Annotated in this window: 25 protein-coding genes; 14 read left to right on the top strand and 11 right to left on the bottom strand. The window is 71.1% G+C overall.

Annotated elements, in window-relative coordinates:
- Window positions 1-2 precede the first annotated feature (2 nt).
- Window positions 3-524, bottom strand: coding sequence for an EF-hand domain-containing protein (locus AB0J46_RS05165; RefSeq protein WP_364326643.1), 522 nt, complete (start codon window positions 522-524; stop codon window positions 3-5).
- 162 nt (window positions 525-686) lie between these two features.
- Here AB0J46_RS05165 and AB0J46_RS05170 point away from each other — a divergent pair, with 162 nt between their 5' ends.
- Both AB0J46_RS05170 and AB0J46_RS05175 read left to right on the top strand, forming a co-directional pair.
- On the top strand, window positions 687-1,022 hold the full coding sequence (locus AB0J46_RS05170) for a hypothetical protein (RefSeq protein WP_364326646.1): 336 nt from the start codon (window positions 687-689) through the stop codon (window positions 1,020-1,022).
- A 10-nt stretch (window positions 1,023-1,032) separates the two neighbouring features.
- On the top strand, window positions 1,033-1,839 hold the full coding sequence (locus AB0J46_RS05175; protein WP_364326649.1) for an inositol monophosphatase family protein: 807 nt from the start codon (window positions 1,033-1,035) through the stop codon (window positions 1,837-1,839).
- A 24-nt stretch (window positions 1,840-1,863) separates the two neighbouring features.
- Here the strand turns inward: AB0J46_RS05175 and AB0J46_RS05180 are convergent, their stop codons facing one another.
- A complete protein-coding gene (locus AB0J46_RS05180) occupies window positions 1,864-2,307 on the bottom strand; it encodes a diadenosine tetraphosphate hydrolase (RefSeq protein ID WP_364326652.1) in 444 nt (147 codons plus the stop codon).
- A gap of 159 nt (window positions 2,308-2,466) precedes the next feature.
- Between AB0J46_RS05180 and AB0J46_RS05185 the strand changes: the two genes are divergently transcribed.
- Window positions 2,467-2,757: a hypothetical protein gene (locus AB0J46_RS05185; RefSeq protein WP_364326654.1), complete on the top strand. Its 291-nt coding sequence runs from the start codon at window positions 2,467-2,469 to the stop codon at window positions 2,755-2,757.
- A gap of 5 nt (window positions 2,758-2,762) precedes the next feature.
- Here AB0J46_RS05185 and AB0J46_RS05190 read toward each other — a convergent pair whose 3' ends face one another.
- Window positions 2,763-3,521, bottom strand: a complete 759-nt coding sequence (locus AB0J46_RS05190) for an NAD(P)H-binding protein (RefSeq protein ID WP_358289582.1) — start codon at window positions 3,519-3,521, stop codon at window positions 2,763-2,765.
- Between the two features lie 167 nt (window positions 3,522-3,688).
- Here AB0J46_RS05190 and AB0J46_RS05195 point away from each other — a divergent pair, with 167 nt between their 5' ends.
- Window positions 3,689-4,576 carry a maleylpyruvate isomerase N-terminal domain-containing protein gene (locus AB0J46_RS05195; protein WP_364326657.1) on the top strand — a complete coding sequence of 296 codons (888 nt, stop codon included), beginning with the start codon at window positions 3,689-3,691 and terminating at the stop codon, window positions 4,574-4,576.
- A 41-nt stretch (window positions 4,577-4,617) separates the two neighbouring features.
- Window positions 4,618-4,845, top strand: a complete 228-nt coding sequence (locus tag AB0J46_RS05200) for a hypothetical protein (RefSeq protein ID WP_352327393.1) — start codon at window positions 4,618-4,620, stop codon at window positions 4,843-4,845.
- 142 nt (window positions 4,846-4,987) lie between these two features.
- Here AB0J46_RS05200 and AB0J46_RS05205 read toward each other — a convergent pair whose 3' ends face one another.
- On the bottom strand, window positions 4,988-6,787 hold the full coding sequence (locus AB0J46_RS05205) for an alkyl sulfatase dimerization domain-containing protein (RefSeq protein WP_364326661.1): 1,800 nt from the start codon (window positions 6,785-6,787) through the stop codon (window positions 4,988-4,990).
- Window positions 6,788-6,935: 148 nt separating this feature from the next.
- On the opposite strand from AB0J46_RS05205, the gene AB0J46_RS05210 reads away from it, so the two are divergent.
- The 5 genes from AB0J46_RS05210 to AB0J46_RS05230 all read left to right on the top strand — a co-directional run bounded on the left by AB0J46_RS05210 (window position 6,936) and on the right by AB0J46_RS05230 (window position 10,526).
- Entirely contained in the window at window positions 6,936-7,574 is a 639-nt protein-coding gene (locus AB0J46_RS05210; protein WP_364326664.1) for an HAD family phosphatase, read from the top strand.
- Window positions 7,571-8,029: a GNAT family N-acetyltransferase gene (locus tag AB0J46_RS05215; RefSeq protein WP_364326667.1), complete on the top strand. Its 459-nt coding sequence runs from the start codon at window positions 7,571-7,573 to the stop codon at window positions 8,027-8,029. The genes AB0J46_RS05210 and AB0J46_RS05215 overlap by 4 nt, the downstream gene beginning before the upstream one ends.
- An 18-nt stretch (window positions 8,030-8,047) precedes the next feature.
- Window positions 8,048-8,986 carry a ribose-phosphate pyrophosphokinase gene (locus AB0J46_RS05220; protein ID WP_364326670.1) on the top strand — a complete coding sequence of 313 codons (939 nt, stop codon included), beginning with the start codon at window positions 8,048-8,050 and terminating at the stop codon, window positions 8,984-8,986.
- Window positions 8,987-9,040: 54 nt separating this feature from the next.
- Window positions 9,041-9,787 carry a nucleotidyltransferase domain-containing protein gene (locus AB0J46_RS05225; protein ID WP_364326673.1) on the top strand — a complete coding sequence of 249 codons (747 nt, stop codon included), beginning with the start codon at window positions 9,041-9,043 and terminating at the stop codon, window positions 9,785-9,787.
- Window positions 9,788-9,887: 100 nt separating this feature from the next.
- Complete coding sequence (locus tag AB0J46_RS05230) at window positions 9,888-10,526, top strand: maleylpyruvate isomerase N-terminal domain-containing protein (protein ID WP_364326676.1); 639 nt, start codon at window positions 9,888-9,890, stop codon at window positions 10,524-10,526.
- 12 nt (window positions 10,527-10,538) lie between these two features.
- Here the strand turns inward: AB0J46_RS05230 and AB0J46_RS05235 are convergent, their stop codons facing one another.
- Complete coding sequence (locus tag AB0J46_RS05235) at window positions 10,539-11,108, bottom strand: TetR/AcrR family transcriptional regulator (RefSeq protein ID WP_364326679.1); 570 nt, start codon at window positions 11,106-11,108, stop codon at window positions 10,539-10,541.
- A gap of 73 nt (window positions 11,109-11,181) precedes the next feature.
- On the opposite strand from AB0J46_RS05235, the gene AB0J46_RS05240 reads away from it, so the two are divergent.
- The gene (locus AB0J46_RS05240) at window positions 11,182-12,357 is read left to right on the top strand and encodes an FAD-dependent monooxygenase (RefSeq protein ID WP_364326682.1); all 1,176 of its coding nucleotides are present in this window, start codon (window positions 11,182-11,184) and stop codon (window positions 12,355-12,357) included.
- A 60-nt stretch (window positions 12,358-12,417) separates the two neighbouring features.
- The gene (locus AB0J46_RS05245; RefSeq protein WP_364326685.1) at window positions 12,418-13,242 is read left to right on the top strand and encodes an NAD(P)H-binding protein; all 825 of its coding nucleotides are present in this window, start codon (window positions 12,418-12,420) and stop codon (window positions 13,240-13,242) included.
- A gap of 1 nt (window position 13,243) precedes the next feature.
- Here AB0J46_RS05245 and AB0J46_RS05250 read toward each other — a convergent pair whose 3' ends face one another.
- Genes AB0J46_RS05250 through AB0J46_RS05270 form a run of 5 tightly spaced genes read right to left on the bottom strand, consistent with a single transcriptional unit; the run spans window position 13,244 to window position 18,972 of the window.
- Complete coding sequence (locus tag AB0J46_RS05250; RefSeq protein WP_364326687.1) at window positions 13,244-14,248, bottom strand: ABC transporter ATP-binding protein; 1,005 nt, start codon at window positions 14,246-14,248, stop codon at window positions 13,244-13,246.
- Window positions 14,245-15,225, bottom strand: a complete 981-nt coding sequence (locus tag AB0J46_RS05255) for an ABC transporter ATP-binding protein (protein WP_364326690.1) — start codon at window positions 15,223-15,225, stop codon at window positions 14,245-14,247. Before AB0J46_RS05255 ends, AB0J46_RS05250 begins: the two co-directional genes overlap by 4 nt.
- Complete coding sequence (locus AB0J46_RS05260) at window positions 15,222-16,103, bottom strand: ABC transporter permease (RefSeq protein ID WP_364326693.1); 882 nt, start codon at window positions 16,101-16,103, stop codon at window positions 15,222-15,224. Before AB0J46_RS05260 ends, AB0J46_RS05255 begins: the two co-directional genes overlap by 4 nt.
- The gene (locus tag AB0J46_RS05265; RefSeq protein ID WP_364326696.1) at window positions 16,100-17,155 is read right to left on the bottom strand and encodes an ABC transporter permease; all 1,056 of its coding nucleotides are present in this window, start codon (window positions 17,153-17,155) and stop codon (window positions 16,100-16,102) included. The genes AB0J46_RS05260 and AB0J46_RS05265 overlap by 4 nt, the downstream gene beginning before the upstream one ends.
- Entirely contained in the window at window positions 17,152-18,972 is a 1,821-nt protein-coding gene (locus AB0J46_RS05270) for an ABC transporter substrate-binding protein (RefSeq protein ID WP_364326699.1), read from the bottom strand. Before AB0J46_RS05270 ends, AB0J46_RS05265 begins: the two co-directional genes overlap by 4 nt.
- 146 nt (window positions 18,973-19,118) lie before the next feature.
- Between AB0J46_RS05270 and AB0J46_RS05275 the strand changes: the two genes are divergently transcribed.
- Window positions 19,119-19,469 carry a DUF2809 domain-containing protein gene (locus AB0J46_RS05275; RefSeq protein ID WP_364326702.1) on the top strand — a complete coding sequence of 117 codons (351 nt, stop codon included), beginning with the start codon at window positions 19,119-19,121 and terminating at the stop codon, window positions 19,467-19,469.
- A gap of 4 nt (window positions 19,470-19,473) precedes the next feature.
- Here AB0J46_RS05275 and AB0J46_RS05280 read toward each other — a convergent pair whose 3' ends face one another.
- Window positions 19,474-19,734 (bottom strand): heavy-metal-associated domain-containing protein, encoded by a 261-nt coding sequence (locus AB0J46_RS05280; RefSeq protein WP_352325934.1) that lies wholly within the window; start codon window positions 19,732-19,734, stop codon window positions 19,474-19,476.
- 109 nt (window positions 19,735-19,843) lie between these two features.
- Here AB0J46_RS05280 and AB0J46_RS05285 point away from each other — a divergent pair, with 109 nt between their 5' ends.
- Window positions 19,844-20,389, top strand: coding sequence for a type 1 glutamine amidotransferase domain-containing protein (locus AB0J46_RS05285; RefSeq protein WP_364326706.1), 546 nt, complete (start codon window positions 19,844-19,846; stop codon window positions 20,387-20,389).
- Window positions 20,390-20,405: the final 16 nt, after the last annotated feature.

A 20,405-nucleotide genomic window follows, 5' to 3' on the forward strand; every position in this document is an offset into this window, starting at 1 on the left:
GGTCATTCGGGCGGGGCGCCGAACACGTACGAGCCGGGGGCGTCCGGGTCGTCGCCGGCCCAGAACTCGGTCCAGTGGAGGCGGAACTCCTCGCGCGAGAGATGGCCGTCGCCGTCCAGGTCGAGGCGGGGGAAGATGTCGTCGGTCGCCGAGGGGGCGCCGTTCCACGTCTCGATCAGCGCGCCGTACTCCGAACGGGAGATGAGGCCGTCGCCGTTGAGGTCGATGGCCTCGAACATCGCGTCGGCGGTGCCGGTGACCGCGTCGGTCATGTCGCCGAGCACGTCGACCACGCTGAGCACCTGGTCGAGGGAGACGCCGGCGTCGCCGCCCGAGGCGGCCCTGAGCACCGGCCACCAGCCGGTCATGACGGAGGTCAGCCGCTCCGGGCCGGCCGGCCCCGCGAGGGCCGACCAGCGGTGGGCGAGCGCCTGGAAGTCGGCCTGGGTCAGCCGGCCGTCGCCGTCGACGTCCATCGCCCGGAAGACTCCGCCGACCTTCTTGCGCTGGAACTCACTGGCCACATCTGCCTCCACTTTTCGGGAAGACTCAATGCTGTCGAGTGATCACTTTTCGTGACCATAGTCGTTTGAGTGACTAATCCGTTACGTAGTGTGGGAGGTCGGGTGGAGTCCGCGCAGCGAGGCCGCCCGTCGTCCGGCCGGTTACGCGGCTACCCTGGGCGCATGGGTCATGCGAAGACGTCGTTCGTCTGCCTGCCGTGCCGGGCCTCGTACAAGCAGCCCTACCCGCTGCCGGGCGACCGGGGCCGGTCGTGCCCGCGGTGCGGCGAGCCGCTGATCCACGTGGGCTCCGCCTTCGCGGCTCCCCGGCGGCGCGACACCGCGGCCTGGCGGGTGCTCTCGCTGCTGCTGCACGCGGGCGTCGGCTTCCACAAGAGTTGTTGCGGCGGGCCCGGCTACCGGCCGCGCACGCTCGGCGCGGCTCGCGCGCGGATGGCGCACGCTCGGGCCGCCGGAGAGCCGTTCGCCACGGCCCTGACGCGTCCCGAACTGCCCTAGGACGCCCCGCATGACCATCGACGTCCGGACACTGCTGCCCGTCGCCGAGCGGGCCGCGTCGATCGCCGGCGAGATCATCACGACCCGGGCGCCCGGCGTCGTCACCGCCAAGGGCGACCGCGACATGGCCACGGAGGTCGATTACGCCGTCGAGCACGCCGTACGCGAGTTCCTCTCGAAGGAGACGCCCGAGCTGGGCTTCCTCGGCGAGGAGGAGGGCGCGAGCCGGCCGGGCCAGGGCCTGACCTGGGTGCTCGACCCCGTGGACGGCACGGCCAACTTCCTGCACGGCATCCCGCTGTGCGGGGTCTCCCTGGGCCTGGTCGACGGTGACGTGCCGCTGCTCGGCGTCGTCGGCCTGCCGTTCCTCGGCGTCCGCTACTCGGCCGCGCAGGGCGCCGGCGCAACGGCCAACGGCTCGCCCGTCCAGGTCAGCGGCGCCGCGGAACTTCATGACGCCGTCGTCGCCCTGGGCGACTACGCGGTGGGCGCGGACGCGGCGGAACGCAACCGTCCCCGCTTCGCCCTGACCCAGGAGCTGGCCGCGCGCGTCCAGCGCGTCAGGATGCTCGGCTCAGCCGCGATCGACCTCGTGTGGGTGGCCGACGGCAAGGTCGACGCGAGTGTCATGCTGAGCAACAACCCGTGGGACACCGCGGCGGGCGTCGTCATCGCCCGCGAGGCCGGAGCCCTGGTGGTCGACCTCGACGGCAGCCCCCACGACATGGCCTCCCGCGCGACCATCGCGACGAGCCCCGCCCTCGCCCCCGAGCTCCTGAAGCTCCTCACCGCCGCCCTTCTGCACGCTTCGGAATAGGTCCGGCCGGTCCCGGGTCCCGCTTCAGCCGTCGGCGCGGCCCTGGGCTCCGTGGGCCGCGTAAAGCACGCCGAGTCGCCGGTCGATCTCCGCACGCACCGGGTCGTGCCGCGGGCCGAGGGCGAATCGCCGGTCGGTCCAGCTGTCGGGCGGATACAGCCACACCGGCCGGCCGACCAGGTGCTCCGGTTCCCACTCGTACCGCGGCCAGACGTGAGCGTGCAGGAACGGGTCGGTGTTGCCGAGGATCTCCAGGTTCACCCGCCGGAACGCCGGGTCCAGCGCGCCGCAGGCCCGCTCGACCGCCTCGCCGAGCAGCTCCATGTCCGACAGGAAGGCCATCCGCCTGGCCCGGGGCAGGTCGGTCAGCCGTTGCACGCCGGGCTCGTCCGTCAGGAGAACCGAGTATCCCGGCAGGAACTGCGTGTCGCCGATCACGGCGAAGCCGGCGTCCAGCCGCCTGAGCACCGTGGGATTCCGACCCGCCAACGCACTGCCGACCCTGTCCCCCCGCCACTCACCACTCACGGCCCCGACCTTACCCACAAACCATCACAACTCACCGGCGGGCAGGACGGCGTCCCCGGCCCGTCGTGCTCAGGACAGCTCGCCGACCAGGGCGACGACATGCCCTCCATCGACACCGCACCACCAGACCGGCCCGCGGTCCGACCCTCCGACGTGCAGCCCACGGTCGTGCGCGGGACAGACGGGCCACACCGTCCAGGTGAGTTCCATGACGGTCTCCTGGACCGCCTCGGCGAGAGACAGCAGCGCTGTCTGTGCGTCGCCGCCCGCTTCCGGCGGGATCCCGTTGCCGACGCGGGCCTGGCCATCGGTGCCGGAGTCATGGTGTTCCTGATTCTGCTGCCCACCATCGTCTGGATCGCCGTGGTGATGTCGCGCAGCCGGAAGTAGGGCGGTCAGAGGGTGGCGTGGAGGTGGGAGAGCATCGTGCGGGCGGGGTGGCCGAGGATGTTCTCCAGGTCGGGGGTCTGTCGCTCCAGGGCGCCGGCGCGGATCCGGGCGTTCAGCCAGGCCATCGGGCCGGGTGCGGCGTCGGGGACCTCGCGGTAGGGCACGCCCAGCGCCCGCGCCACCTCCGGGTGGGTCCACAGCGGCCCGGTGAAGTCGTAGGCGCGGCCCTCGTGGCCTTCGCCGGTCAGCACGTTGGCCGCCGCCTCGGCCAGGTCGGACCGGAACGCGGTGTTCAGGCCGCGCCCTCCGCCGCTCCCGGTCAGCTCACCGCCCGAGACCCGGGGGACGAACGCGTCGCTGTAGAAGGGGTGGCGCAGGATCGTGCACGGCAGGCCGCTGCGCAGGAGGGCCTGCTCGGTGGCGTGGTGGGCCTCGGTCATGCCGGTGGCGACGGTGTCGGCGTCCAGGAAGCTGGTGTAGACGACGGCGCCGACGCCCACGTCCGCGGCGGCGGCCAGAGCGGCCAGGTGGTGGCCGATCCGGCGGCCGGGGTCGAGCTCCGGCGACGAGATCAGGAGCAGGCGGGCGGCGCCCTCGAACGCCGTGCGCAGGCTCGCCGGATCGTCGTAGTCGCCCCGCCGCACCGGGACGCCCTCGGGCGCGCGGGCGGGATCGCGCACGGCGGCGACGACGTCCGCCCTGGTGCGCAGCCGGTCGATGACGAGACGGCCGAGCGCGCCCGACGCCGCCGAGATAACGATCATGGAGCTCCCTCTGATCAGGAATGGGTGCTCAAAGTGAACTGCCACCGTGTCCTGCGACGCCACCGCTTTTCGCCCGGGACGGGCCCACGACGGCCCCAGAGGAGCATTTCCGGAGAAGACCGCCCAGGTCACCCGGGTTAGCGTGATCGTGGACCTCTGGAGAGAACATGGACGAGCTCATCACGTACGGCAAATGGGCGTCGGTGCGCGGCTCGCTCAAGGCGGCCACCGACCGGTTCGCGAAGCTGGTCTCCATCGTCGATCCCCACGCCATGGCGACCAGGGAGTGGACCGTCGCCGAGACCGCGGCCCACGTCACCGCGATCGCCTCGCTCTACACCTGCGTGGTGCGCGGCGACGTGACCACGCCCTTCCCGGAGCTGGCCGAGCCGATACTCGGCGCGAACGTCGACACGGTGAGCGCCCTGAACGAGCTGGCGTTCGAGCACTTCCCCGAGCGGGACCCGGTCGTCCTGGCCGAGCGGCTGCGCGGCGACGTCCGGGAGATCCTGCGCGCCGGCGCGGAGGCCGATCCGGCGACGCCGGTCCCGTGGCTGGGCGACGCGCGGGTGCCGGTCGCGGGCGTGCTGGCCCACCTGCTGAACGAGCTGCTGCTGCACGGCTGGGACATCGCCCGCGCCACCCGTACCCCCTGGTCGGTGCCCGCGCGGGACGCCGGGCTGTTCTTCGACCTGTTCCTCATCGGGATGATCAGGAACGACTACGGACATCTGATGGACACCGGGACGCCCGCCCCGCCCCGCCGCATCACCGTCGGGTTCCACTCCGCGCACACCGCGCCGGCGGCGCTGGCGCTCGAGAGCGGGCGGGTGTCGGTGGCCGAGATGGGGCCCCAGGTGGACGCGCACGTGCGGTTCGACCCGGCCGCGCTGAACCTGCTGCTGTTCGGCCGGATGTCCAGGACGCGGGCCGCGCTCACGGGCAAAGTGGCGGTCTGGGGGCGGCGGCCGTGGCTGCTGCCGGCCTTCCTGCGGTTCGTACGGCTGCCCACAACGACGGTCCCACGCTCACGCGCCGAGTCCATACAGGTGTGAACGCCACAAAGTATTCACCCGGTGGGCGCATACTGGAGGAGATGAAGCGAGCCAGCGGCGATTCTCGTCGTCACCTGCCCACAAGTCCCTTCAAACCGCCGCCTCCGGCGCCACCCGCGGAGCAGTTCGACATGCACGACCGGGTGAGCCATGACCGATTCGGCCTCGGTGTCGTCATCGGTGTGGAGGACGACGTCGCCGTACTGGTCGACTTCGGATCCCGGCAGGAACGGATCACGACGCCGTTCAACAAGCTGTACAAACTCTGAGAGCCGGTCCGCGACGCCCGTGTGCCCCGAGGGCCGCATGGGCGGGACCGACGCGCGGCGCGCCCGGCTGAGGGCGCCGGGTTCAGTCACTCACGGGGACAGACGCTCGTGGGTCGATGGCGCGCGGACTGGAGCCGGCGGCTCAGGGAGTGACGATGGCGAAGTCGCGGGCCGGTGAGTCGAGCACGGCGACCAGCCGCTGCAGCGCCGTGATGTCGCCCTCCCGCTCCACCCCCTCCACGCCCTTCCCGGCCAGCAGGCCGAGCAGCTGGGCCCTGGTGAGGCGGAGCGTGAGGTCCACGGGCTCCTCCGGCGGGTTCAGCCGCTGGACGAGCACGCCGTTGGACAGCGTGGTGCGGTACAGCTCCCCCAGGTCCGTCAGGTGCCAGTCGATCGACAGGCTCTCGTGCCAGGCCCTGGGGCCGTCCACGCGGATGGCGAGGGAGTCGAAGATCTGCTCCACGGTCAGGGCCGCGAGCAGGTCGGGCGAGGTGGTGGTGACGCGGGTGGGCGCGATGCCGTCGGTCAGCTCCATGGCCCCCGTCAGGTACGAGTTGCGCCACGTCCCGTTCTCCGCGCCCTGGCCGAGCCGGGTGTAGACCTCGGCCAGCAGGTCCCTGGCCGCCTTGTTGCCCTCGTCGGCGAAGACGGCGTGGTTCAGCAGCTGGACGGCGAAGCGCAGGTCGTTCTCCTCGATGTAGCGGCGGGCGAAGGCCACGACGGCCGCGCCGCCGCCCATGCACTCGACGTACCGGATCGCGCTCTCCCTGGGCGGGTGCTCCCACAGGTGGGCGGGGTTGCCGTCGTACCAGCCGAGGTAACGCTGGTAGACGGCCTTGACGTTGTGGCTGACCGAGCCGTAGTAGCCGTGGGTGTGCCAGACCTGCTCCAGCGCGGGCGGCACCCGCATCTGCTCGGCGATCTCGGCGCCGGTCAGGCCCTTGTTGAGCAGGCGCAGGGTCTGATCGTGCAGGTAGGCGTACAGGTCTCGCTGTTCCTGGAGGAACCGGACGATGTTGCTCTTTCCCCAGGTCGGCCAGTGGTGGGAGGCGAAGGCGACCTCGGCCCGGTCGGCGAGCAGCGTGAGGGTCTCCGACAGGTAGCGGGCCCAGACGCGGGCGTCGCGCACCTGGGCGCCGCGCAGCGTGAGGATGTTGTGCAGGTTGTGGGTGGCGTTCTCGGCCAGGCACAGGGCGTCGCGGTCGGGGAAGAGGAAGTTCATCTCGGCGGGGGCCTCGGTGCCGGGGGTGAGCTGGAAGACGATCCGCACCCCGTCCACGATCTCCTCCTGGCCGGTGCGGCTGACGTCCACGGTGGGCGGGATGAGGGACGTGGTGCCGGTCGAGGACGTCATGCCGAGGCCGCAGCCGATCTGGCCGTCCGGGGCGTGCGGCAGGGCGAGGCCGAACATGTAGCCGGCGCGGCGGTTCATGGCGGGGCCGGCGTAGACGTTCTCGGAGACCGCGTGGTCCATGAAGCCGGCGGGGGCCAGGATCGGCACGTTGCCGTCGGTGACGCCGCGCACGCCGCCGAAGTGGTCGACGTGGCTGTGGGTGTAGACGACGCCGGTGACCGGCCGGTCGCCGCGGTGGCGGCGGTAGAGCGCGAGCGCGGCGGCGGCGCACTCGGTGGAGACCAGCGGGTCGATGACGATGACGCCGACGTCGCCCTCGACCAGGGTCATGTTCGACAGGTCCAGGCCGCGTACCTGGTAGATGCCGTCGGCGACCTCGTACAGGCCCTGTTTGGCGCAGAGCTGGCTCTGCCGCCACAGGCTGGGATGAGCGGTTTCGGGGCATTCGGCGTTGAGAAAGGCGTAGGAGTCGTTGTCCCAGACGACCTCGCCGCTTCTCGACCTGACCACGGCGGGGGTCAGCTTCGCGATGAAGCCGCGATCGGCGTCCTCGAAGTCGCCCGTGTCATGAAATGGAAGGTCTGCCATGTCTGCTCGCATGCCCCTGAATGGACGCTCGTAGCTCAACAACCAGCCCCAATAGCATGAAACTCGGGCAATAAGGACAGGGAGCGGCGGCGTAGCGGCTCGGACGGTGTGATTGGGTGGTTCCAGGCTGATCTCATTGGGGGTGGTCATGGAAGCGTGCGTGTTCGACCTCGACGGCGTGCTCGTCGACTCCGAACCCGTCTGGGAGCAGGTGCGGCGCGCCTTCGTCGCCGACCACGGCGGCACCTGGCAGCCCGACACGCAGTCCAGGCTGATGGGCATGAGCACCGGCGAGTGGGCGGCCTACCTGCACGAGCTGGGGGTGCGCCTGACGCCCGACGAGATCGCCGCGGGCGTGGTCGACCAGATGGCCGAGCGCTACCAGGACGGCGTGCCGCTGCTGCCGGGCGCCCGCGAGGCCGTGCGCCGGCTGGCCGGGCACTTCACCCTCGGCCTGGCCAGCTCGTCGCCGCGGCGGCTGATCGACGTGGTGCTGGACGCGTCCGAGCTGCGCGAGTACTTCGTCACCACGGTCTCCACGGAGGAGGTCGCGCGCGGCAAGCCCGCCCCCGACGGCTACCTGGAGGCCGCCCGGCGGCTGGAGATCTACCCGAAGGACTGCGTGGCGGTCGAGGACTCCAGCAACGGGCTGCGTTCGGCGCACGCGGCCGGCATGCGGGTGATCGCCGTGCCGCATCCCGGCTACCCGCCCGACGACGACGCCCTCGCTCTCGCCTGGCAGATCCTGCCCGACCTCGACGCGCTCACGATCGAGGCGCTGACGTGACGACCGGCGACATGGGCGTCCGTCCCCGTACGCCGGCCGACCTGAACGCCTGCGCCGACGCCCTGGCCCTGGTGCACGCCGCCGACCGCTACCCCGTCGACTGGCCGGCCGACCCGCAGGGCTGGCTGACCCCGGGCGACCTCCTGCGCGCCTGGGTGGCGGTCGAGGAGGGCCAGGTGCTCGGCCACGTGGGTCTGGCCGGCACCGACGAGGGCCCGCAGGTCACCCGGCTCTTCGTGGTGCCCGCCGCCCGGGGCCGCGGGCTGGCTCCCGTGCTGCTGGACACCGTGCGGAAGGCCGCCGGGACGCCCGTCGTCCTGGAGGTCTCCGACGAGGGCCGGGCGGCCGTCGCGCTCTACGAGCGGCTGGGCTGGCGCCGCGTCGGCAGCGCCCGCGCTCGATGGCTCAACGCCGCGGGCGAACCCGCCCTGCTCCACCACTACGTGAGCCCGTGAGGCTATCCTTTGGGAATCGTGCGAGACATCACGGTTTTCAGTGGCAGCGCCCACCCCGAGCTGGCCGAGGAGATCTGCTCCCACCTCCGAACCCCGCTCCACCCCGTCAAGGTCGCCCGCTTCGCCAACGACGCGCTTGAGGTGCAGCTCCAGGCCAACTGCCGCGAGCGCGACGTGTTCCTCATCCAGCCCCTGGTGCCGCCGACGCAGGAGAACCTGGTCGAGCTGCTGCTCATGATCGACGCGGCGCGCGGCGCGTCCGCGGCCAGGACGACCGTGGTGCTGCCGCATTACGCCTACGCCAGATCGGACAAGAAGGACGCGCCACGCATCTCCATCGGCGCGCGCCTGGTCGCCGACCTGATGGTGGCCGCGGGCGCGAACCGGGTGCTGGCCATGACGCTGCACTCGCCGCAGGTGCACGGCTTCTTCAGCGTGCCGGTCGACCACCTGCACGCGCTGCGCGAGCTGGCCGCGCACTTCCGCCGCTACGATCTGTCGAACGCCGTCGTCGTCTCCCCCGACCTGGGTAACGCCAAGGAGGCCGCGCACTTCGCCCGGCTGCTCGGCACGGGCGTCGCGATGGGCGCCAAGCAGCGCTTCGCCGACGACCGCGTGGTGATCAGCTCGGTCATCGGCGAGGTCGCCGGCAAGGACGTGATCATCCTGGACGACGAGATCGCCAAGGGCAGCACGGTCATCGAGCTGCTGGGCCGGCTGCGCGAGCAGGGGGTCAACTCGGTCCGGGTGGCGTGCACGCACGGGCTGTTCGCGGGCGGGGCGATCGAGCGGCTGAGCGCGTTCCCCGAGGTCATGGAGATCGTCTGCACGAACACCGTGCCGCCGCCCAAGCCGAGTGACAAGCTGACCGTGTTGTCGATCGCGCCGGCCCTGGCCGAGGCCATGCGCCGGATCCACGACGGCGAGTCGGTGAGCGCTCTGTTCAGCACGTCCTGACGGCCCGCCCCGGTGATCTTCCGGGACGGCCGGGAATGGATCATAGTGGACATCATGCATGCGGCCACAGACGTCCTGCTCCGGCGGTTCCGAGACGGCGTGAGCGAGGTCGTGCCCCTGGTGTCGCTGTGGGCGCACGGCTCGCTGGGCGCCGGCGACTACCAGCCGGGGCGCAGCGACCTCGACCTGATCGCGGTGGTCGAGACGCCGGTCACGATGGAGCAGTGGCGCCGGATCAAGGGGTTGCACCGCGGGCTCGACCTGCCGCTCGCCGACCTCCTCCACTGCTCCTACCTGCCGCTGGAGGAACTGGCCGACCCGCGGGTCGAGCACGTGACGTGGGCCCACGAGCAGATCTTCCGCCGCCCGGTGACGGCGGTGACCCGCCGCGAGCTGCACACGGCCCCGCTCGTGCTGCACGGGCCGCCGCCCGCCGAGCTGCTGCCGGCCGTCTCCGACGCCGTGCTGGCCGACTTCGTCCGCACGGACCTGCGCGAGTTCTGGCTGGACAAGACCCGAGGGCGGCGGCGCTGGCTGCGGGACGTCTGGGTGGACCTCGGCCTGCTGACCGTCGCCAGAGCCTCGGTCACGCTGCGGGAGGGCCGGTTGATCACCAAGCGGGAGGCCCTGGACGTGCTGGCCGGGATGGGCGCGCCGGAGGCCGTCCTGGCCGACGTGCGCGCCCGCCGGTACGGCACGCCGCGCCCGGTGCTGAGCCGCTTCAGAAGGGGCAGGCTGACCCGCGCCTTCGTCCGGTCGGCCATCGGGAAGGTGCTGGCGGAGGGCCCCGACGAGACCTGAGCCCGCCCCCGTCTCAGTGGGCAGGACGGCGGCCCTCCGCGGATCGCCGAGGGATAGTCTTGGCCCCGAGTTACCACCTGAACCGGGGAAAGGGCGGCATATGGGGGAGATCAGGCAGTCCTATCTGGGGGCCGCGGCGTCGGCGATGTCGCTGCTGCGTGACCCGGCCGTCCGGGCGGCGTGGGACAAGCCCAGCGCGCTGACCGAGTTCAGCGTCGCGGGCCTGGCCGGGCATCTGGCCCACCAGATCGTCAGAGTCATCGACGTGCTCGACTCCGGCGAGGAGCCCGGGGCGCCGATCCAGCTCATCGAGCACTACACGAGGTCGCCGTGGGTGCAGGCCGGCCTCGACCACGAGAGCAACGTCAGCGTCCGGGTGGGCGGCCAGGCGGCCGCCGCGGACGGGCACGCCGCGCTCGTGGAGCGCACGCAGGCGCTGCTGGACCGGCTGCTGGCCGAGCTGCCCGCCGAGCCGGCGGACCGGGTCGTGCGGCTGCCGTGGGCCGGCTGGTCGCTGCGGCTCGACGACTTCCTGCTCACCAGGGTGATGGAGCTGGTCGTGCACTCCGACGACCTGGCCGCCAGCGTGGGCGTGGAGACGCCGGAGCTGCCGCCGTCGATCAACGAGCCGGTCGTGGAGCTGCTGGCCCGCCTGGCGGTGCACCGGCACGGCGCGACCGCCGTCATCCGCACCCTCAGCAGGGCCGAACGCGCCCCCGCCACGATAAGCGCCTTCTAGCCCCGACCCCTTTCACGAGCCGCCCACCAGGCGCAGGGCCTCGGCCACCTCGCGCCCGGACAACGCGCTGTCCGGGTCGAGCAGCCACTGCGCCAGGAACCCCGTCAGCATGGCCTGGTACAACGAGCCCACCAGCCGGGCCCGTTCGGGGTCCGTCTCCGCCCGCACGTCCTGGAACAGCTCGGCGAGCCCCAGCCGCGCGCCCTTGATCGCCGGGACGAGCTGCTCGCGCAGCTCCGGCACGTGATCGATCTGCCCGAGCAGCTCAAGCTGGGTGATCCAGAGCGGCCGCAGCCGGTCGAACGACTCCACCACCCGGTCCCACGCCGCCTCGAACCGCTCCAGCGGTGAGGCGCCCTCCTCGGCGTCGACGACGAGCGTCCGCGCCAGGTCGTCGCCCCATTCCTGCATCACCTCGAACAGCGCCTCGTTCATCAGCGCGTCCTTGGACTTGAAGTGGTAGCCGATGCCCGCGAGGCTCACGCCCGACGCGGTCGCGATGTCGCGCGCGGTGGTCCGCGAGTAGCCCTTCTCGATCAGGCAACGCTTCGCCCCGGCCAGCAGGTCTTCCCTGTTTCCCATGCCCAGACGTTAACACGAACGTCTGAAAACATCGTCCTAGACAAGCGTCTGAGACAGCTGTACTGTTCTCGGCATGAAGAACGTCCTGATCTCCGGCGCGAGCATCGCCGGCACCTCGCTGGCCTACTGGCTGCGCCGCCACGGCTGCACCGTCACCGTCGTCGAGCGCGCTCCGGCCGTCCGCACCGGCGGCTACAAGGTCGACATCCGCGGCGCCGCCCTCGATGTGATCGAGCGCATGGGCCTGCTGGACGCGGTCACCGCCCGCAGCACCGGCATGCGCGTCGCCACCCACTACGACCGCAAGGGCCGCCGGCTGGCCACCATGGACGCCGACCTGTTCGGCGGGCGCGAGGGCGACGACGTCGAGATCATGCGCGGCGACCTCAACGAGCTCCTGTACGACCTCACCCGCGACGACGCCGAATACCTCTTCGGCGACTCCGTCACCGCCGTCTCCGACGACGGCCTGGTCACCTTCGAGCACGCCGCGCCCCGCCGGTTCGACCTGATCGTCGGCGCGGACGGCATGCGCTCCAACATCCGCAGGATCGTGTTCGGGGAGGACGCTCGGTTCGTCCGCGACCTGGGCTACTACGTCTCGATCTCCACCGTGCCCAACACCCTGGGCCTGGACCGCGAGGAGGCCGTGCACGCCGCCCCCGGCCGCACCGCCAACGTGTACAGCACCCGCCAGGACGGCGCCGCCAAGGCGCTGTTCATGTGGGCCTCCCAGCCGCTGTCCTACGACCACCGCGACACCGGCCGCCAGAAGGACCTGCTGGCCGAGGCCATGGCGGGAGTCGAGTGGGAGGTGCCGGCGCTGCTCGGCGCGGTGCGCGACGCCGACGACTTCTACTTCGACTCGGTCAGCCAGGTGCACATGGACAGCTGGTCGAAGGGCCGGGTCGTGCTGCTCGGGGACGCCGCCTACTGCGCCTCGCCGGCCTCCGGGCAGGGCACGAGCCTGGCGATCGTGGGCGCGTACGTGCTGGCGGGCGAGCTGGCCGGAGGCGGCGGCGCGGCGGGCTACGAGCGGGAGATGCGGGAGTTCGTCCGGGTCAACCAGGAGCTGGGCCCGGTGAACGTCAGGGGCATGGTGATGGGCTCACGGCTGGCGCTGTGGTTCCAGCTCAGGATGCTCAGGCTGCTGCCGTACCTGCCGGGCAAGGAGAAGGTCGTCGAGCGGATCGCCGGGGCGATCCACCGGGCGGCCGTGGCGATCCGGCTCAAGGACTACTCGGAATGAAGCGTTCCGTTCTGCTATACTAAGAGCAGAACGTTCCGTTCCGAAAGAAGTGGGGTTCACATGACCATCCTCGTCACCGGTGCCACCGGGACCGTCGGCCGCCTTGTCGTCGAGGAGCTCCTCCAGGCCGGCCGGCAGGTCCGCGCGCTGACCAGGAACCCCGCCAAGGCCGCCCTTCCCGACGGCGTCGAGGTCGTCGGCGGCGATCTCGCCGAGCCGGCCTCCCTGGCCGCCGCCTTCGAGGGCGTCACCGCAGTGCACTTCATCAACTTCGCCGGCGACGACTACGCCCCGCTGCCCGACGGCGCCGGGCTCGCCGAGCTGGCCGTCAAGGCGGGCGTGCGCCGGGTCACCGTGCTCGGCGGCCGCGAGGACGGCGAGCTGGAGCAGGCGCTCGCCGCCACCGACCTGGAGTGGACGCTGCTCCACCCGGTCGAGTTCATGGCCAACACGCTCCAGTGGTGGGCGCACACGATCAGGACGGAAGGCGTCATCAAGGAGCCGTTCGGCGACCGGCTGAGCGCCCTGGTGCACGAGCGGGACATCGCCGCGGTGGCCGCGAAGGTCCTGGCCGAGGGCGGCCACGGCGGCCGGACGTACGTGCTGACCGGCCCCCGCGCGATCACCCTGCGGGAGAAGGTCGCCGTCCTGGCCGAGGCCGTCGGCAGGGACGTCGGGTTCGTCGAGCTCACCGTGGACGAGGCGCGGGCCAAGTGGCGCGCCGACGGCATGGGCGAGCAGACCATCGAGTTCCTGGTCGGCGCGCTGGGCAACACGCCGGAGGTCGGCTACACGGTCGTCCCGACCGTCCGGGAGATCACCGGCCGGGACGCGCGTGACTTCGCCGAGTGGGCGCGCGAGCACGCCGACGCGTTCCGCGGGTGAGCTACCCGGTGACCGCCGCGTAGTGACAGGCGGCCTGGGCGTCGGGGACCGCGGGCAGGATGCTCAGCGCCTGCGACCGGCAGGCCGCGTCCACGCCCGCCTCCGCCGCGCGGCCGGAGGCCAGCACGTGGCAGCGGGGATGGAACCGGCAGCCACCCGGCACTCTGGTCGGGTCCGGCGGCTCGCCGGTCAGCACGATCCGCTCGGGCGACTCCGGCAACACCGACATCAGCGCCTGCGTGTACGGATGCCGCGGCGCCGTCAGCACCTGCTCCACCGGCCCCGACTCGACGATCCGCCCCAGGTACATGACCGCGACCCGGTCGGCGATGTTCCAGGCCAGGCCGAGGTCGTGGGTGACGACCAGGGCCGACAGGCCGAGGTCGGTCTTGAGCTTGAGCATCAGCGCCAGGATCTCGCCGCGCACGGAGGCGTCGAGCGAGGCCACGGGCTCGTCGGCGATCAGCACCTTCGGGTCGAGGGCGAGCGCGCCGGCGATCACGACCCGCTGCCGCTGCCCGCCGGACAGCTCGTGCGGGTAACGCAGGAAGAACCGCTCGGGCGGTCGCAGCCCGGCCCTGGACAGGGCCGAGGCCACGATCTCCTCCTCGTCGGGCAGGCCGTGGATGCGCGGCCCCTCGGCGACCGCCTCGTAGACGGTCTGGCGGGGGTTGAGCGAGCCCATCGGGTCCTGCAGGACGAGCTGGACCTGGCGGCGGTAGGACCTGAGCGCCTTGGAGCCGTAGTTCAGCGCGTCGCCGTCGTAGCGGACCTCGCCGGACGTGGGCCGTTCGAGGCCGAGCAGCGTGCGGGCCAGCGTGGTCTTGCCGCAGCCCGACTCGCCGACCAGGGCCACGATCTCGCCCTGGCCGATCGCCAGGTTGACGCCGTCGACGGCGCGGGCGCTGCGGCCCCGCGAGGAGAACGCGACGTGCAGGTCACGGGCCTCCAGCAGCGCGCCCTTGCCCGTCGAGACGGTCTCGGCCGCGGTCTGCGTCTCGGTCATGAAGCCTCGACCTCCTCCTTGGAGCGTACGTGCACGCAGGCCGCGGCGTGGCGGGGACCGGCGGGCCACAGCTCGACGTCGAGGCCCGCGCATTCGTCCAGCGCGACCGGGCAGCGCGGGTGGAACGAGCAGCCGGTCGGGAGCTGCATCGGGTCCGGCGGGTCGCCGCCGAGCCCCTTGGGGGCCAGTCGCGAGACCGGGTCGCCCACGGTGGGGAAGGCCGCCGCCAGCGCCCGGCCGTAGGGGTGGCGGGCGTCGTGGAACACCTCGCGGGACGGGCCGTGCTCGACCACCCGGCCGGCGTACATGACCGCCAGCTGGTCGCAGACGTCGGCCAGGACCGACAGGTCGTGCGAGATCATGATCAGGGAGATGCCGTGCTCGGCGATCAGCTCCTTGATCAGCGTCAGGACCTGCGCCTGGACCATCACGTCGAGCGCGGTGGTCGGCTCGTCGGCGATGATCAGGCGGGGCGAGCAGGCCAGCGCCATCGCGATCATCACGCGCTGCCGCTGACCGCCGGACAGCTCGTGCGGGTAGCTGCGGGCCCGCCAGGCGGGCAGGCCGACCTGTTCGAGCAGCTCGCCGACGCGCTTGCGGGCACCGTCCGGCTTGGCCAGGCCGTGGACGAGCAGCGGTTCGGCGATCTGCTCGCCGATCCGGCGCACGGGGTTGAGTCCGTGCTGGGCGCCCTGGAACACGATCGAGGCCTCGGCCCAGCGCACGGCCCGCATGCGCCCCCACTTCATGGCGAGGACGTCGTCGCCGTCGAGCAGGATCCGGCCGCCGACGCGCGTGCTCTTGGGCAGGAGCCTGAGCAGCGCCATGGCCAGCGTCGACTTGCCGGATCCCGACTCGCCGGCGACTCCGAGCGCCGCTCCGGGGTCGAGGGTCAGCGACACGCCGCGCACCGCGGGCACCTCGCCCGACGCGATGCGGTAGGTCACCGACAGGTCGTCCAGTTCGAGGAGACTCATGCCGCCCTCCTGAGCCTTGGGTTCAGCACGGCCTCCAGCGCCCGTCCGACGAGGGTGAACGCCATGACGACCACGAGGATGGCCAGACCGGGGAGGATGATGTACCACCACGCGCCCTCGTTGGCCGCGCCGTAGTCGTAGGAGCCGCGCAGCATGGTGCCCCACGACGTCTTGTTCGCGCTGGCGCCGAGGAAGGCCAGTGTGGACTCGGTGACGATCGCGCTGGCCACCTCCAGCGTCGTGCTGGCCAGCAGCAGCGGCGCCACGTTGGGCAGCACGTGCCGGGTGGTGATGTGCCAGTGGCCGCCGCCGAGCGCCTTGGAGCGTTCGATGTAGGGCCGGGCCTCGACGGCGAAGGTCTGCGCCCTGATCAGCCGGGCCGTGGACGGCCAGGTGGTGACCCCGATCGCCATGATGATGGTGAACGTGCTGCCGCCGAGGATGGCCGCCAGCACCAGCGCGGTCACCAGCGAGGGCAGCACCAGGAACCAGTCGGTGACCCGCATCAGCGCGCCGCCGAGCCAGCCGCCGAAGTGCCCGGCGGCGATGCCGATGACCATGCCGATCACAATGCTGAGCAGCGCGGCGAGGAAGCCGATGAGCAGCGAGGCGCGCGAGCCCCACCAGATCATCAGCAGGATCGACCGGCCCGACTCGTCGGTGCCGAAGGGGAAGTCCAGGCCGGGGGCTTGGAACTTCTCGCCCGGCGCGTCGATGACGCTCGTCACGCCCTCGTCGATGAACAGCGGCGCGACCAGCGCGAGCACCACGGCCACCAGCAGGACGACCATCCCGGCCACCCCGGCGCGGTGCTTGCGGAAGTCGGTCCAGAAGTTGGTCAGCGCCTGCCGCCTGCGCGTGGCAGCGACACTCGTCATGCCGACCTCACCCTCGGGTCGAGAACGTGGTAGAGCAGGTCGGCCAGCGTGTTCATGAGGATCACGGCCACGGTGATGAGCATGAACGTGCCCTGCATGAGCGTGAAGTCGGGGACCCGGACCGCCCGGTAGAACAGCTGCCCGAGGCCCGGCCAGGTGTAGATCGTCTCCACGGTGACCGCGCCGCCGACCACGAAGCCGATGCGCATGAAGACCAGCGTCACCGTGGGCAGCAGGGCGTTGGGCACCGCGTGGCGGCGGCGTACCTCGTCGTCGCGCAGGCCCTTGGCGCGGGCCACGGTGACGTAGTCCTGGCTGACCTCCTCCAGCAACGACGACCGCATGACCAGCAGGTACTGGGCGTAGATCACCGCCACCAGGGTCAGGCACGGCAGCACCATGTGCGAGGCCACGTCGAGCACGTAGGCGAACCCGTCGGGCGCGTCGACGCTCTCGATGCCGCGGAAGGGCAGGATGCCCGGGATCGGGCCGATGCCCACGCCGAGCACCATCATCAGCAGCAGGCCGAGCCAGAACGTCGGCACCGACCACAACACCAGCGACAGACCGGTGGAGAAGCGGTCGAACCGGCTCCCCCGCCGCCATCCGGCCCTGGTGCCCTGCCAGATGCCCAGGCTGACCGCGATGACCAGACCGGTCCCGGCCAGCAGCAGCGTCGGGCCGATGCGCTCGCCGATGAGGTCGAGCACCGGCCGCTTGTACTCGTACGACGTGCCCAGGTCGAGCCTGAGCGTCTTGCCGACGAAGTCGAAGAACTGTTCGAGCACCGGCTTGTCGAGACCGAGCCGGTGACGTTCCATGTCGAGCTGCGCCGGGGTCATGTTGCGGCCCTGCGCCAGGTTCCGCACCGGATCGCCGGGCAGCAGGCGGAAGACGAAGAACGTCCCGACGATCACCGCGGCGATGCTGAACAGCGCCCCGCCGGCCTTCGACAACGCGTACTTCAGCGTGCCGCGGCGGGCGGGGCGGTCCTCACCAGGGCCCGCCGCCTGGACGGCGGCGGGCTCTGCTGCTTCGAGCGGTGTGGTCATTCGCGCTCGTCCGCGGCGCTCTTGCGCCGCCTGGTCAGGAAGAAGGCCACGAGGCCGATGACCACCACGCCGCCGACCACGCCGACGATGAGACCGGTGTTGGAGCCGGAGTCGCCGCCCGCGCCGGAGCCGCCCGCCGCGGTCGCCTTGACGTCGGCCGTGTAGAACGGCCAGTAGCCGCTGCCGCCGTACAGCAGGCCCTTGTCCTCGGGGATCGGGGTGATGCTGGTGATCCGGTCCTTGCGGTAACCCTCAAGGTCGTTGGGGTAGTAGATCGCGATCACGGGGGCGTCGGTGTAGAGCCGCTGCTCCATCTGCTTGATGAGCTCGGCGCGCTTGGGCCGGTCGAGCTCCTTGAGCTGCTCCTGGTAGAGCTTCTCGAAGGTCGGGTCGCAGTAGAACGACTCGGTGCCGCCGCCCTCGCCGCCCGGCGCCGGCCTGCGGCTGCACAGGTGGGTGGCCAGGATCTCCTCGGGGTCGGGGTTGACCGACCAGCCGCTGATCGCGATGTCGAACAGCGCCGTGACGCCGGTCTCCTCGGTGAACTTGCTGGAGTCCAGCTTCTGGGTGGTCAGCGTGACGCCGATCTCCTTGAAGAAGCCGGTCAGGTACTCCGCGAGCTTGTCCTCGATCGGGGCGTCGGTGTGGATGCTGAAGCGGAACTCCAGCTTGCGCTTGCCGTCGGGCATCGTGCGGACGCCGTCGGCGCCCTTCTTGTAGCCGGCGTCGTCGAGGATCTTGTTCGCCTTGGCCACGTCGTAGGTGACCTTCTCCTCACCCGTGGCCTCCCAGAAGAAGTCCTTGTACATGGGCGGGATGATCGAGCCGTCGGCCGGCTTGGCCAGGCCGCCCTGCACCTCATCGACCAGCTTCTGCTTGTCGATGGCGAAGTGGATCGCCTGGCGGACCTTCGGGTCCTTCAGCGCCGGGTGGCCGTCACCGATGGGCTTGCTGTCGGTGGTGGTGGCGCCGTGGTTGATCTGCAGGTACGCGGCCCGGCGGCCCTGGGTGTTCCACGCCTCGATGTTCGGGTCGTTCTCGATGGCCTGGAACTCCGGCGGCGTCATGCGGCCGAGCAGGTCGATGTCGCCCTTCTTGAGCCCCGCGATGGCGGCCTGCGGGTTGTCGTAGAAGATGAACTGCAGCTCGTCGACCTTCGGCTTGCCCCGCCAGTAGTTGGGGTTGGCCTGCAGCTTGACGTACTGGTCCTTCTTGTGCTCGACCGCGATGTACGGACCGCTGCCCACGGTCGGGTACGTGTCCCCTTCGTAGTTGGCCATGTCGGTGACCTTCTCCCACACATGCTTGGGCATGATCGGGACCGGGTTCTCCAACATGGACGCCTGCGGGGCCTTGGTCTTGATGATCAAGTCCTGGCCGTTGGCGGTGACACTCTCGAAGTTCTCGACGGCGGGGCCGTTGGCCGTCTTGGCCGCCTCGTCCGTCATCATCTTGTTGAACGTCCAGGCGGCGTCCTCGGCCGTGACCGGCTGGCCGTCGGACCACTTGGTGTTACGGATCTTGAACGTCCAGGTGAGCCCGTCGTCGGACGTCGTCCACGACTCGGCCAGGTCGGGGCTGGGCTGGAGCGTCTTGGAGTCAGGGACGGTGAGGAAGCCGTACATCGTGCGCTGGATCGCGGTGGAGACCAGCCGGACCGCCAGGAACGGGTTCATGTGGTCCATCGCCTGGGTGGCGCCGACGCGTAGGATCTTCTTCCCCGCCGCAGGTTCCTGGGCCTGGGCCGCCGTGGCGCCTTGGCCGGCCACTAACAGCGCTACGCCCAGCACAGCCAGGCGTGCGAACCATTTCCTCATGATGCCTCACCTTCAGGCGGGGGATTCCTGTGTAGATGAAGGCACACCATACGGAGACCGCGTGTCAACGAGTGGCGGAAAATTGTTTCATTCTCGTTTCCTTTTGCGGTGTAAATTTTCAGTAGGCTTGGCACTACCGTGATCGGGTGCCCCGCCTGCCCGTTCTCCTCGCCGCCGTCGCGACCGTCGTGGCGGGGCTCGGCGTCCGGGTGTTGTGGGACGGGCCCGTGCCCAAATGCGCGGGTGACGCGCTCTACACCGTACTGATCTACGCGCTCGTCGTGCTGGCGCTGCCGCGGGTGCGGCCGTGGGTCGCCGCGGCCGCGTCGGGCGGGCTGAGCTGGGCGATCGAGTTCGCCCAGCTCGGTGAGATCCCGGCAGTCCTGCGGCCGCTGCTGGGCAGCACCTTCAACCCGCCCGACCTGCTCTGGTACGCCGTCGGCGCGGCCGCCGCGTGCGCCGCGCACACCCTGTGGGCCCGGCGCCGATCCCCCTGAGAGGTCAGTGGCAGCCGCCCGAGCCGCAGCACGACCCGGCCTGCGGCAGCAGCTCGCGGCCGCCGCCCAGCTCGTAGCCGGCCTCGACGACGGCCGACTCGATGACGGCCTGGTCGATCGGCGCGCTGCTGGTCACGACCATCTCCTTGGCCGCGAGGTCGACCTCGACCGCCTGGACCCCGTCGACCTTGCCGACCTCGGCCCGCACCGAGCTGACGCAGTGGCCACAGGTCATGCCCTCGACCTGGTACGCGGTGATCACCATGCCCGAACTCCCCTTCTCTCGGCTTCGCGGCTCACTCTATACCCCTGGGGGGTAGAAGCGCATACTTCCCCGGCGTCCGGATAGGGGAGGGGAAAACGAAGGGACAGTCATGTTGAACGGCAAGACCATCGCGTTCCTGGTCGCTCCCGAAGGGGTCGAGCAGGTGGAGCTCACCGAGCCGTGGAAGGCGGTCAAACAGGCGGGCGGCACACCCCGGCTGGTCTCCACGTCCTCCGGGAAGATCCAGGCGTTCAACCATCTGGACAAGGCCGACACCTTCACCGTGGACGCCACGGTGGACGACGCCGACCCCGGCGACTTCGACGCCCTGCTGCTCCCCGGGGGCGTCGCCAACCCCGACTTCCTGCGCACGGTGCCGCAGGCGGTCCGGTTCGCGCGCGCCTTCTTCGACGCCGGCAAGCCGGTGGCCGCCATCTGCCACGCCCCCTGGACGCTGGTCGAGGCGGACGTCGTGCGCGGGCGTACGCTCACGTCCTGGCCGAGCCTGCAGACCGACCTGCGCAACGCCGGCGCCACCTGGAAGGACCAGGAGGTCATGGTCTGCACGGACGGCCCGAACACCCTGGTCACCAGCCGCAAACCGGACGACCTCAAGGCCTTCTGCCAGGCCGCCACGGACGCCTTCTCGGCCTAGCCCGGCATACCGGCCC

Source organism: Nonomuraea sp. NPDC049758, from assembly GCF_040674635.1.
Lineage (GTDB): Bacteria > Actinomycetota > Actinomycetes > Streptosporangiales > Streptosporangiaceae > Nonomuraea.